This is a genomic window from Thioalkalivibrio sp. ALE19 (assembly GCF_000428605.1).
Lineage (GTDB): Bacteria > Pseudomonadota > Gammaproteobacteria > Ectothiorhodospirales > Ectothiorhodospiraceae > Thioalkalivibrio.
In genome coordinates this window covers 32,349-44,735 of sequence record NZ_AUAG01000022.1, presented here as the reverse complement: position 1 = coordinate 44,735, position 12,387 = coordinate 32,349, and the positions used below count along the sequence as shown (strand labels likewise).

Here is a 12,387-nt window from a genome sequence, read left to right as displayed (position 1 = left end):
TCCAGAATGCCGGATGCACCCGACGTGATCTTTGGCGAAGTCCTGTTCGACCGGTTTCCGGATGGCCCTGAAGTCCTGGGCGGAGCCCCGTTCAACGTCGCCTGGAACCTGCACCAGCTGGGGGAACCCGTGCTGTTCGTCGGTGGTGTGGGAAACGACACCGCCGGGGCGCGCGTGCGCGAGGCCATGCGCGAGGTCGGCCTGGCGGAAGACGCACTGTATACGCATCCGCAGGCCCCCACCGGGGCGGTGCAGGTGACGGTGGAGGACGGCGAACCCGCCTATCACATCCTGCCCGACCAGGCCTATGACGACCTGCCTGCGACGGTCGACCCCGCGGTGCCCGCCCGCATCCCGCTGCTCTATCATGGTACGCTGGCCCTGCGCAGCGGCAACCGCGAGCTGCTGGCGGCCCTGCGCCGGCGCTGCGAACGCCGCTTCGTCGACGCCAACCTGCGCGAGCCCTGGTACGACCCGCAGGACGTGCGCGACCTGCTCCGGGGTGCCGATGTGGTCAAGCTGAACGCCGACGAGCTGGCCACGCTGTTCCCGGACATCCCGGCGGCGGAGCGCGCCGATCACTGTCTGCAGGCCTGCGACATCCAGTCCGCGCTGATCGTCACCCTGGGCGCCGACGGCGCCGAGATCCATCCGCGCGCCGGCCAGCCCGTGCGCGCCCGTGCCCCGGTGGTGGAAGCCATGCAGGACGCGGTAGGCGCCGGCGACGCCTTCGCCAGCATCGCCATCCTGGGCCTGCGCCGTGGCTGGGGCTGGGAAGGCACCCTGCACCGTGCCCTCGAATTCGCCGCTCGCGTGTGCACCCTGCAGGGTGCCACCACCAGCGACCCCGGGTTCTACCGCAGCGCGGTGGCGGCCTGGACTTAGTCCATGGCTGCCCGCGTGCCGGGGATGGCCCCGAGGTCGCGATAATGCGTCAGCAGCTCGCGACCGCTGGCCGTCAGCTCGGGGGTGGGCTCGAGTCCGAAGTCGCCGGCCACGCGCCGGATCTGCTCGTGGCCCGCCGCCGGCTCTTCGATGATGCGCCACAGCAGACGCGCGCCCAGCGGGTTCAGCTCGGCGAAGCGGATGCGATCATCCGGCGCGCGACAGGCGAGCAGCAGGGTGGGTGAATCGCCCGGCGCCTGCGGGCGAAACTCCGGCCCGATGCGATGGACCGGGAAGCGGTACGCCAGCAGGCGGGCCGCGGGCGAGAAAACCGGGATGCCGGCCAGCACGTCGCCTTCGGGGTCGCAGGCTTCGTCCGGCTCCTCGTCGGCGTAGAATAGCTCGGTCTCCACGCGCTCGTAGTGCGCCAGCTCCGCAAGAAACGGCGGGTCGCCGGCGGCGGCCGGGCGTCCGTCGGTCAGATAGCTCACGAATTCGTTGCCCAGTTGTGGAAAATACGGCGTGCGGCACCCGTGGTCGCGATAGAAATCGCGCACCAGCGCCAGCCACGGGTCTTCCGTCAGCGTCCTGCGCAGCACCGGAAAGCCGCGCCCCAGCAGGCCCGCGACATTGTTGATGAACAGTCGCCGGTAGATCGCCAGTCGGCGGTCCTCCAGCCCCTCCGGCGGCGGGTATCGGTCCGGATCGCGCAGGTGGCGGGCGAAGGCCTCCTGGAGCGCCCGGGCGTCCGTGTCAGGCATGTTCCACCCCGGCAAGTCGGTCCTGCCGCGGCACCGCTTGTTGCAACCGCCGGATGGCCTCGACCTCCGCCAGCAGTTCCTCCAGCGGCGGCAGGTTGAAATCCCGCTCCAGCAGGGTCGGCACCGCTCCCAGGTGCTCGAACGCGCGTGCCAGCAGGGCCCAGGCCTCGTCTCCCACCGGCTGGCCGTGGGTGTCGACCTTGAGGTCCGGGGCTTCGTCGTCGTGCCCGGCGATGTGGATGTAGCGCACCCGCTCCAGCGGGAGCGAATCGAGGAAGGTCGCGGCGTCATAGCCGTGGTTCACGCTGTTGACCACGATGTTGTTCACATCCAGCAGGAGATCGCAGTCCGCCTCCTCCAGCACGGCGCGGATGAACGTCGCTTCGTCGAGGTCGGTCCACAGGGGTGTGTAGTAGGACACGTTCTCCAGGGCCACACGCCGACCGAGCACATCCTGAACCGTCCGCACGCGGTCCGCCACGTGGTGCACGGCCTCTTCGGTGAACGGCAGCGGCATCAGGTCGTAGAGATGGCCCGAGCCGTCGCCGCAGGCCGACAGGTGTTCGCTGTAGTCGTCGATGCCATGGGTGTCGAGGAAGCGCCGCAGTGCTGCCAGGAATTCCCGGTCGAGGGGGCGCGGTCCGCCAATGTCCAGGGACAGGCCGTGACAGGCGAACGGGTGTGCTTCGGTATATTCGCGGAAGATCCGGCCCAGACGCCCGCTCAGGTGCATCCAGTTTTCCGGCGCGGCCTCGAAGAATCCCGGGGAGTCGCTCGCCTCCGGCGCTTCGGCCAGCGGGGCCAGGAGGCCCCGCCGCAGGCCGAGCCCGGCGCCGCTGACGCGGGCCGGGCAGACCGGGGCGATCCGTTCAGCCGCCACAGGTCCCCTCCCCGCAGGCGCCTTCCGAATCCTTGTCGTCGGGTTCGCCCGAACCGCCGCAGGTCCCTTCGCCGCAGGCGCCTTCGCTGTCCTTGTCGCCGTCGTCGCTGGCCCCGCAGGTGCCTTCCCCGCAGGCCCCCTCGGCGAGCTGGGTGTACCCGCCGGCCTGCTGATAGCCGTGATCCAGATCGGCCGAGGCGAACGCGGGCGTGGTGGACATGGCCAGACCGACTGCGGCGGCACCGGCCGCGCCGGCCAGGGATTTCATGGAGAACAGTTCGTCTTTCATGGTGGTTTCCTCTCGATGGCGGGTCAGGGACCCTCGATGGTTATAGCCGCTTGCGGCGGCTTTCGCTCTCATCCGCGGTGCATGAACCGCCGGCGGATGTAGTGGTCAAGACTCAGATAGCGGCCGGCTCCGATGAAAAACAGCGCCAGCAGCATTACGAAATACGTCGCGGCCATCTCGATGCCGTTGTTGACGATCGCGAAGTTGCCGGCCTCGGTGAGCCAGTCGTAGTTGCCGTGTTCCTGCAGGATCGACTTCGCGCGGTCCAGGCGCTGCTGTGCCTCGGCGATCCCGTCGCAGTTGAACAGGCACATCATCGGGTCGGAGATGCGCTGCCAGCCGTGCTCCAGATGGGCGGTGACGGCCGCCACCACCATCGTGATCATCAGCGGGATGGTGGCCCAGCGGGTGGCCAGGCCCAGCAGCAGGGCGATCGCCCCGAGGATCTCGGCGTAGGCGGATAGCAGGACCATCAGGTACGGGAACGGCATCCCCAGCCCCCAGTCCGGGTTGCCGAACCACATCACCACCTGTTCCGAGGGCAGCAGGCCGTCCAGCTTGTTGGTCCCGGCCATCCAGAAGACGGGCGCCAGATAGAGCCGCAGAAGCAACGGGGCCAGGAAATCGGCCCCGCGGGTGGTGTCCAGTGCCCGCTGGGCACCGAGGGCCAGGGTCCGTATCGTTTCCATGTGGTTCTCTCCCTGCGTTGATCCGTTGCCTGCAGTCTGGATCGCTGCAGTGGAAACCGGGAGATCCACGGAGCCGGGGTTTATGCTCGATCGTCCGGAACCGGTATCCGTGGTTCCCCTGACGGTTTCTGTGCGACCGGCGGGTTAGGCTGGATCCGTGTGCCGCGACTCCGGAGCAACCCGCCATGGACCCGATGCCCGTCGACGACGTGCTTTCCACCGTGCTGGCCGCCTATAACCTGCGGGCGCGGATCGACACCAACCCCCGCCTGTGCGGCGAGTGGCAGCTGGGCACCTCGGGGACGGGGAACGCAAGCTTCCACCTGGTGGGCGAAGGCGGGTGTTACCTGCACATGGTGGATGCACCGGTGCGGCGTCTGGAGGCCGGGGATCTGCTGTTGCTGCCCCACGATGACTGGCACCTGCTGTCCAGCCGCGATTCCTGGGAGTACCCTGCCAGCCACCTGAACCTGGTGACCGGCGAGGACCCGGAGCATGCCGCGGTCACGCAGCTGTTGTGCGGCCATTTCGAATTCGATTCCGGGCGTCGCAACCCGGTGCTGTCCGGGTTGCCGGGCTGCATCATTATCCGCCACGCCGAGGCGGGGGAACGCCTCGGGCACCTGGCGCGGCTGATGTTCATCGAACTGATGGAGCGCCCGCCCGGCTATCGCCCCGTGCTGGACCGACTCGCAGACACCCTGTTCGTGATGGCGGTTCGGCACCACGTCTGTCGGGCCGGGGAGCCCCCGGCCGGGTCCCTGATGGCGGCCCTGGCCGACGAGCGGATCCGGCGTGCGCTGGATGCGCTGCACGCCCGCCCCGAGGCGGCCTGGACGCTGGAGGGTCTGGCCGGCGAGGCCGCGATGTCACGCAGCAGTTTTGCCGAGCGCTTTCACGTGCTGGTGGGCCAGTCCCCCATCGAGTACCTGACCCAGTGGCGGATGGTGCTCGCCGAACGCCTGCTGCGGGATGGTCGGGAATCCGTCGCCGGGGTCATGGAGCAGGTGGGGTATGCCTCCGAGCCTGCGTTTCGCAAGGCGTTCAAGCGGGTCCACGGCTTCGGCCCCGGTCGCCTGCGCCAGTGGATGCGCCGTTTCGGGAGATACTGACGGGTCTGCGTGCACGGGGGGCTCGCGTGACGAGAGCGGCGCGCAGCACCTGCTGGTCGGGGGGTGCCGCTACGACTTCTAGTCGTCGTGGGTGCCCCGCGACTCCTGTGGCGCGGGGCCCGACAGCTGGCGGAGGGTGGCGAGCAGCTGTTCGGCCGGGACCGGCCGGGAGAACAGGAAGCCCTGGGCCGAGGTGCAGCCGAAGCCGCGCAGGGTGTCGGCCTGCGCCGGGGTTTCCACGCCCTCGGCCAGGACCTCCAGGCCCAGGCGGCACCCCAGGGTGCAGATCGCCTCGGCGATCGCGGCGTCCGATGCCGAATCGGGCAGCGATTTCACGAACACGCGATCCACCTTGAGGGTGTCGAACGGCAGGTCGCGCAGGTAGCCGAGAGAGGAATAACCGGTGCCGAAATCGTCCATCGCCAGGCGCACCCCCAGCTCCTGCATGGCCTGGAGGAACGCCGGGGCCTCGCCGCGTCGGTCCATGGCGATGCTCTCGGTGATCTCCGCCTGCAGGCAGTGCGGGGGCAGGCCGCTTTTTTCCAGTGCCCCGGACACCTGGGCGGCGACGGTGCTGCGGCGGATCTGTGCGGGGGAGATGTTGACCGCCACGTGGCCGAAGTCCACGCCATTGTCCCGCCACTCCCGTGCCTGACGACAAGCCTTCTGCAGGACCTGTTCGCCAAGCGCGGCGATCAGCCCGCTCTGTTCGGCCACCGGAATGAAGCGATCCGGCGGGATCAGGCCGGATTCCGGATGCTGCCAGCGGACCAGCGCTTCCACTCCGATGATCCGGCCGTCAGCAAGGCTGACCTGTGGCTGGTAGTGGAGGACCAGCTCATCGGCGTCGAGCGCCTCGCGCAGCCGCCCGGTCAGCCGCACGCGGTCGGTTGCGAGAGTGGTCTGTTCGCGGGAATAGCCCCGCCAGGCGTTGCCGCCGGCCGCCTTGGCCTCGTGCACGGCCGCGGCGGCATTGCGCATCAGCGATTCGACATCGTGGCCATCCCGCGGGCTGCAGGCGATGCCCACGCTGGTGGTCAGGAACAGGGTTTCGCCGTCCAGCTCAAGGGTCTGCGCGACCTGGCGCAGCAGGGCCTCGGCCAGCAGCATCGCGCGTTCCTCTCCATCTACCAGGATCCCGAATTCGTCCCCGCCCAGTCGCGCCAGGGTCTCCGTGGGGCGGATCAGGGAGTACAGTCGTTCGCCCATGGCCCGCAGCAGCCGATCGCCGAACCGGTGACCGAGACTCTCGTTGACGTGCTTGAAGCCATCCAGCCCGAGGTGCAGTACGGCCGCTCCGTCGCCCCGTCGGCCCTGAGCCGCCAGCACCTGTTCCAGGCGGGTGCGAAACAGCAGGCGGTTGGGCAGGTCAGTGACCGGGTCGCGGTGGACCAGGCGCTCGATGCGTTCCTGCGAGGCGCGCAGATCGGTGAGGTCGGAGAATACCGCGACATAGTGGCGGACCCGGCCCTGCGGGTCCCGAACGGCGTTGATGCGGGTCCACTGGGGATAGATGCTGCCGTCGCGGCGGCGGTTGACGAGTTCCCCGTTCCACTCGCCGACCGTTTCCAGCTCCTCCCGCATTTCGCGGTAGAAGGCTGCATCCTGCCGGCCGGATTTCAGGAAGCTCGGGGTCCGGCCGAGGACTTCATCCTCCGGATATCCGGTGATCTGGGTGAACGCCCGGTTGACGGCCTCGATGTGCTCGTCCCCGTCGGTGATGAGGACGCCGTCGCTGGTGGCATTGAAGACGGTGGCTTCCAGACGCGCGCGGGCATCGTTGTGTTCGCGCTCGGTACGCAGGGCCTGTTCCACGTGCCGCCGCGCCGAGATGTCGCGCATCACCCCGACCGCATGCCATTCCCCGTCCAGCCACAGGGCCGAGACCGACAGCTCCACGGGTACCCGATGGCCGTCCGCGTGCACCGCCTCCAGTTCGTGCACCCGTCCCACCACGGGGCCGGTGCCGGTGCGGCGGAACCCTTCGTAACCCGCGCGGATCGCGTCCATGTGTTCCGCCGGTGCGAGCGTTTCGTGCAGCGGCCGCCCCAGCAGGGCCCGGGGCTCATAACCCAGTACACGCTTCAGCGCGGCGTTGACGTACTCGATCCGCCCGTCGCTGTCGAGCAGGACGAACACCTCCTGAGTGGTGTCCGCGATCGCCTGCAGGCGCAGGGCATAGGTATCCCCGGTGTCTTCGCTCACGGTGTTCCTTCGGGCGTTCCGGCCCCTTAGGGGGTCAGGCGCTCCAGCCGAATTCGCGGGCCTTCTGTGCCGCCAGGGCGGGGATGTCGGTGGCCACGAACTGCTCGTGCAGTACCTGCACGCCGATCATGTGGTTGATCACCGCGTCCAGCTGCACCTGGGTCGCCGCCGGGGTCTCCTCCGACTCGTGGATCTCGAACACCTGGCGCACGCCTTCGGGGTCCAGCAGCCCGGCCTCGGCGACCTTGTCCTCCGACAGGTAGCGATCCGCCAGCGCCTTCATCGCCGCCCATTTGGTCGGGTCGGTGTGGGCCGGCGGCGCCATGAACGGGAATTTCTCGCGCTCGTACAGCACCTTGGGCAGCAGGCCCTTCATCGACTCGCGCAGCACGTATTTCTCGTTGCGGCCCTTGATGCGCATGGTCGGCGGCAGCTGCGCGGCGAACTCGGCCAGGTGGTGGTCGAGGAACGGCGGGCGCGCCTCCATGGAGTTGGCCATGTCCATGCGGTCGCCGCCCCAGGTGAGGATCTGGCCCTCCAGCATGGTCTTGATCCACACGTACTGGGCCTTGTCCAGCGGATGGCGGCCTTCCAGCATGTCGTCGTCCAGGGCGTCGGCGATGGCCTTGCCCGGCTTGTAGTCCTTCATGCGCTTGCGCCGCTTCGGATGCAGCAGGCCGGGCACGTGCTCGGCGGCCGCCAGCCAGGGCTGCAGGCAGGACGGGGTAAAGCCCATCATGCGGTTGAAGTCGGGGTCGGAGACCTCGTCCTCGGCCAGCATCGCGCCGGAGACCAGTTCGTTGGACTCGTTGAGCATCTGCTGCCAGGCCTGACGGTCGGCCTCCGGCAGGGTGTCCAGCCCGTGCATGAACATGTCGCGGCGAAACGCCGGGTAGCCGCCGAACAGCTCGTCCGAGCCCTCCCCGGTCACCACCACCTTGTAGCCGGCGTGGTTCACGTGCCGGCTCATCAGCAGCTTGGCCACCGCCAGGGTGTTGTAGATGGTGCGCTCGGCGTGCCAGAGCGCCTCCTCGAAGTTGTCATACAGGTGGTCGGCGTCCAGCGACATGATGTCCTGGTCGGCGCCCACGCTCTCGGCCATCTCGCGGGCGATGGCGGTCTCGTCGTAGTCGTCGTTGTCGAAGCCGATGGTGAAGGCCTTGACCGGCGCCTGCTGGCTGGCCGAGGCCAGGCCCAGGGTGATGCAGGAGTCGATCCCCCCGGAGAGGTAGCAGGCCACCGGCACGTCGGCCTCCAGACGCAGCTGGGTGGCCTCCATCAGCTTGTCGCGGACCCCCTCGATCCAGTACTCCTCGTCGGTCTCGCTCTCCGGCGGGCGCTCGGAGGCCAGCGGGAAGTCCATGTCCCAGTACTTCTCCTGACGGATCTTCAGCTTGCCGTGGGCGCGCTCGACGATGACCACGTGGCCGGGTTTGACCTGGTGGATGCCCTCGAAGGCGGTGGTGCCGGGGACCATGGTCTGCATCAGCTGGTGGTACAGGCCATCGTCGGAGAAGCGGCGCTGCACGTCGGGGTTGGCGAACAGCACCTTCAGCTCGGAGCCGAACACGAAGCTGCCGCTGGCGGTCTCGGTGAAGTACAGCGGCTTGATGCCGAAGCGGTCGCGTGCCAGCACCAGGCGGTCGTGCTTGCGGTCATACAGCGAGATCGCGAACTCGCCGCGGAAGTATTTCAGCGCATCCTCCAGCCCCTCGCGCTGGTACAGGTGCATCACCATCTCGGAGTCGCTCTTGGTGCGGAACTTCACCCCGCGCGAGGTCAGATCGGTACGGATGCGCTTGTAGTCGTACAGCTCGCCGTTGACCGCGGTCATGATCTCGCCGTTGCTCATGGTGAACGGCTGGCGCCCGCGGTGCTCGTCGAGGTCGATGATCGACAGCCGCGCGTGGCTGAAGCCCACACCGCGATCATCCTGGGTCTTGTAGCCAAAGCCGTCGGGGCCGCGGTGGTACTGGATCGCGGCCATGTTGACCAGGGTCTGTGCATCGACCGGACGTTCCGGGTCGGCGTGAAAGATGCCGCCAATGCCGCACATGGGGTTGTCTCCTTGAGTTATCCATCGGGGGCGAGCGGGGCCGGGTCGCCGCGCCGCTCGCCGTCAGTCAGGCAATCGCATAACCGGGGGGTCAGCCCTCCGGGGTGTCCATCACCGCGCTGATCCGGCGCACCACCGTGGTCAGCAGGGCCATGCGCACGAACACCGCCCCGCGCGCCTGGGCGAAGTACCAGTTGTGCGGGGTGTCGTCGAGATCGGTCGACAGCTCCGCGCCGCGCGCCAGCGGATGCATGATGATGGCACCTTCCTTCAGCGGCGACTGGCGGTTCAGGTTCAGGCCTTCGCCCATGGACTCGAAGGTGTCGCCGACCCAGGCGATGGCGTTGATGTAGACGACGTCCAGCTCCGGCAGCACCGGGTCCAGGTCGTTCACCACGCGCAGCTTCAGGCCCGCGCCCTCCAGCAGCTCGCGCTGTTCGGGGTCGAAGTTCTCCTCCTCGCGCGAGATCACCACGATCTCGTCGATCGCCTCGGGGAACAGGCTCAGCATGCTCAGCAGGCTGCGTACCGTGCGCATGCGCGAAGGCACGCCCACGATCCCCACCTTGATGTGCTTTTCCGGCGGGCAGTCGGGCAGGAACACTTCCGGGCGCCACTTGGCCAGGGTGTACACGTCCGCCAGCGCCTGGGTCGGGTGCTCGTCGATCCCGTTGCCGGCGTTGACCAGCGGGATGCGCAGATTTTCCAGCATGTTGTGCACGGCCTCGCCGTCCGAGGAACGCAGCACCAGCACGTCGCCGTAGTTGTTGAACATCTCGGCGATGTCGGCCAGCGATTCGCCCTTGGCGATGCCGGTGCTCTTCGGGTCGGTGATCGACATCACCGATCCCCCGAGCCGGTGCCAGGCGCTCTCGAACGACAGCCGCGTGCGGGTGGACGGCTCGTAGAACGCGCTGATCAGGATCTTGCCGGCCAGCGGCAGATGGACCAGCGCCGGCGTGGTCTCGTACTGCGCGGCCAGACGGAACAGCTGCAGCAGCTCCTCGCGCGTGAACTGCCGGCTGGAGACCACGTGCGAGGCGGCCAGTTTGAGCAGCGGGTCGGGGTTTTCCTCCACCGCCTCCAGCAGGGCGCGCGGGCGATCGGTGCCGGCGGCACCGTCCCGCGGCTTGAGGGTGTTCAGCGGGTCATCGGGATTCACCAGAGGCATCCTCTCTTCCAGTCACGGATGAACAGGGCGATCAGCAGGATCGGGGTCAGGGTCGCGACCGTGGTCGCGATGATCACGATGGTCGCCAGTGCGGTTACCGGGATCGTCATGTCGCCACCTCCGGGGTGTCGCGGCCGGCGGGCGCGTCGTGGTCATCCTGCGCCAGCCGGTCCCAGTCGAAAGGCCGCGGGAACAGCCAGGTGCCGGCGACCATGACCACCAGCGAGACCGCCGCGCCCACCAGTGCGGCCACGTACCAGCCGATCATGAAGTAGCTGGCCAGGCCCAGCCCGGAGCCCAGCAGCATCGCCCAGGCGGCCGCCTGCGGGTTGGCGCGGCGCCAGTACAGCCCGGCCACGATGGGCCAGATCGCGCTGGCCACGAAGGCCCCGGTGAAATACAGCAGGGCCGCGAGCGAGCCGACCACCGGCACCTCGCCGCGGTAGCTGGCGGCCAGCCAGGTCAGCAGCCCCAGCAGCACCACGATCACCTTGGTCGCCCGCAGCTGAGTCTGTTGCGAGGCGCGCGGATGGATGTGCCCGCGGTAGATGTCACGGGTGACCAGGTCGGAGGTGGCCGCCAGCAGCGAGTCGAGGCTGGAGGCCAGCGCGGCGAACACCACGATGAACACCACGATCGCCCCGGTCAGGCCGAGCACCTCGGCGGCCACCAGCGGGCCGACCATGTCCGCCGCCGGCACGTTGATGCCCAGCGCCGGGGTGGCCAGCGCCACGAAGCCGGCCACAATCGGGATCGGCAGCCACAGCAGCCCGCCCAGCAGGTAGGCACGGAAGCCCACGTTGCGGCCGAAGGCGAAGGCGCGCGACCACCACACGTTGGAATGGAAGATCTCGCCCACGCCGAACAGCAGGTTGTTGAACAGGAACATGATCGCCGCCGGGAACAGCAGGCTCAGCAGTTCTGGGCGTTCTTCCATCAGGTCGAAATGGATCGCCTCGAAACCCACCCGGTCGATGGTCATCCAGGCGAGGAACGCAGCGCCGCCGATGATGATCACGGTCTGGATGAAGTCGGTGCCGATCACCGCGCGCAGTCCGCCCAGTAGGGTGTAGATCACGCACACCGTCAGGATCACGGTCATGCCCACGCGGTAGTCGATCCCGGCCAGGGCGTTGATCAGCACGCCGCCGGCCATCGCCATGGAGATCAGCCAGCCGAAGGCGTAGATCAGGGAGACCCCGAGGAACACCCGCCAGGTGAAGGTCCCGTAGCGCAGCCGGATGAAGTCCCCGGAGGTAAAGCCGTGCGGCATCAGTTCGCGGATGCGCCGGGCCAGCGGGGCGAACAGGATCAGACCCAGCGCCCCCAGCGAGTAGCCCAGCATGCCCCACACGCCCAGCTCCAGCGCCAGCTGCGGGGCGGTCATGGTGGTGTTGGCGGTGACCCAGGTGGCCATCGCGGTAGCGCTCGCCAGTGCCAGCCCCACGTTGCGCCCGGCCAGCATGTGATCGGCCGCCGTGTAGTTGCGCCGGCCCAGCCACGCGCCCAGCGCGACCCACAGGACGCTGAAGGCGGCCAGCAGCCCCCAGGCGACGGAAGTCGGGAGGATGGGCTCCTCGAGGGCGGTCACGACGCCTCCTGCACCCTCGTGATCTCGCGGATCGCCTCGTCCGTGGTCATCACGCGGGCGTAGCGGTCCTTGATGGTGGTGATGGTGGCGCGTTGCATCTCGGGGGTCACCGTCGCACAGCAGTCCTCGATGAGCGTCACGTAGAAGCCCAGGTCACAGGCGTCGCGCACCGCGGTGGAGACGCATTCGTTGCTGTACACGCCAACGATGAACAGGGAGGAGATCTCCAGGTTCCGCAGGATGTAGTGCAGATTGGTCGAGTTGAACACGCCGCTCGCGGTCTTGTCGAGGACGATCTCGTCGCCCTGCGGCGCGACCTCGTCGACGAATTCGGCATCCTTGCTGCCGGGGGCCGCATGCAGTCCGAGACGCTTGTGGCCCGGGCTGCGGTCGCGCCCGTCGCGGGTCAGCGAACGGATGCGGGTGTGGATGACCTCCATCTCCTCGGCGCGGAAGGCGTCCTGCAGGCGGCGCACGTTGGGCAGGACGGTCTCCTCCAGGCGATGGAAATAGTACTCCTGGGCCTCCAGCGGGATGCCGGATTCGGCCGAATCCGCGAACACCCCGTGGCCGCGCGCGGCGTCCAGGTACTGCAGGTCGATGCACAGCAGGGCGACATGGTGCTCGCGCAGCTCGCGCCGCAGTACCGGCTTGCTGATCAGGCTCTCCTGGTACTGCTCGCGCAGCGGATCCAGGGAGTCGTAGTCGGTCAGGCGGGAAACGTTGTCGTCGGCCATGCCGCGGGCTC

At 68.4% G+C, this 12,387-nt stretch carries 12 protein-coding genes; 2 read left to right on the top strand and 10 right to left on the bottom strand.

The genetic code is table 11. The annotated features are described in order from the left end of the window. The first annotated feature begins 6 nt into the window (after positions 1-6). Complete coding sequence (locus F787_RS0109705) at positions 7-885, top strand: PfkB family carbohydrate kinase (protein ID WP_028492038.1); 879 nt, start codon at positions 7-9, stop codon at positions 883-885. Here F787_RS0109705 and F787_RS0109700 read toward each other — a convergent pair. The 4 genes from F787_RS0109700 to F787_RS0109685 form a co-directional block, all read right to left on the bottom strand. Then, the gene (locus F787_RS0109700; RefSeq protein ID WP_028492037.1) at positions 882-1,646 is read right to left on the bottom strand and encodes a DUF2063 domain-containing protein; all 765 of its coding nucleotides are present in this window, start codon (positions 1,644-1,646) and stop codon (positions 882-884) included. The two genes, F787_RS0109705 and F787_RS0109700, sit on opposite strands and share 4 nt — an antisense overlap. Next, positions 1,639-2,526: a DUF692 domain-containing protein gene (locus tag F787_RS0109695; protein ID WP_028492036.1), complete on the bottom strand. Its 888-nt coding sequence runs from the start codon at positions 2,524-2,526 to the stop codon at positions 1,639-1,641. Before F787_RS0109695 ends, F787_RS0109700 begins: the two co-directional genes overlap by 8 nt. Beyond that, complete coding sequence (locus F787_RS0109690; protein ID WP_018868942.1) at positions 2,516-2,815, bottom strand: hypothetical protein; 300 nt, start codon at positions 2,813-2,815, stop codon at positions 2,516-2,518. The genes F787_RS0109695 and F787_RS0109690 overlap by 11 nt, the downstream gene beginning before the upstream one ends. 68 nt (positions 2,816-2,883) lie before the next feature. Then, positions 2,884-3,504 carry a DoxX family protein gene (locus F787_RS0109685; RefSeq protein ID WP_042805857.1) on the bottom strand — a complete coding sequence of 207 codons (621 nt, stop codon included), beginning with the start codon at positions 3,502-3,504 and terminating at the stop codon, positions 2,884-2,886. A gap of 185 nt (positions 3,505-3,689) precedes the next feature. Here F787_RS0109685 and F787_RS0109680 point away from each other — a divergent pair, with 185 nt between their 5' ends. Beyond that, positions 3,690-4,616, top strand: a complete 927-nt coding sequence (locus F787_RS0109680; RefSeq protein WP_028492034.1) for an AraC family transcriptional regulator — start codon at positions 3,690-3,692, stop codon at positions 4,614-4,616. Positions 4,617-4,694: 78 nt separating this feature from the next. Here F787_RS0109680 and F787_RS0109675 read toward each other — a convergent pair whose 3' ends face one another. The 6 genes from F787_RS0109675 to F787_RS0109650 all read right to left on the bottom strand — a co-directional run bounded on the left by F787_RS0109675 (position 4,695) and on the right by F787_RS0109650 (position 12,376). Next, a complete protein-coding gene (locus tag F787_RS0109675; RefSeq protein ID WP_028492033.1) occupies positions 4,695-6,821 on the bottom strand; it encodes a bifunctional diguanylate cyclase/phosphodiesterase in 2,127 nt (708 codons plus the stop codon). A 34-nt stretch (positions 6,822-6,855) separates the two neighbouring features. Beyond that, entirely contained in the window at positions 6,856-8,877 is a 2,022-nt protein-coding gene (gene asnB, locus F787_RS0109670; RefSeq protein ID WP_028492032.1) for an asparagine synthase (glutamine-hydrolyzing), read from the bottom strand. A gap of 91 nt (positions 8,878-8,968) precedes the next feature. Then, entirely contained in the window at positions 8,969-10,048 is a 1,080-nt protein-coding gene (locus F787_RS0109665) for an aspartate carbamoyltransferase (protein ID WP_018868947.1), read from the bottom strand. Next, on the bottom strand, positions 10,036-10,158 hold the full coding sequence (locus tag F787_RS17295; protein ID WP_018868948.1) for a hypothetical protein: 123 nt from the start codon (positions 10,156-10,158) through the stop codon (positions 10,036-10,038). The genes F787_RS0109665 and F787_RS17295 overlap by 13 nt, the downstream gene beginning before the upstream one ends. Beyond that, positions 10,155-11,639 carry a sodium:solute symporter family protein gene (locus F787_RS0109655; protein WP_018868949.1) on the bottom strand — a complete coding sequence of 495 codons (1,485 nt, stop codon included), beginning with the start codon at positions 11,637-11,639 and terminating at the stop codon, positions 10,155-10,157. Before F787_RS0109655 ends, F787_RS17295 begins: the two co-directional genes overlap by 4 nt. Then, on the bottom strand, positions 11,636-12,376 hold the full coding sequence (locus F787_RS0109650; protein ID WP_028492031.1) for a cysteine hydrolase family protein: 741 nt from the start codon (positions 12,374-12,376) through the stop codon (positions 11,636-11,638). Before F787_RS0109650 ends, F787_RS0109655 begins: the two co-directional genes overlap by 4 nt. Positions 12,377-12,387 lie beyond the last annotated feature (11 nt).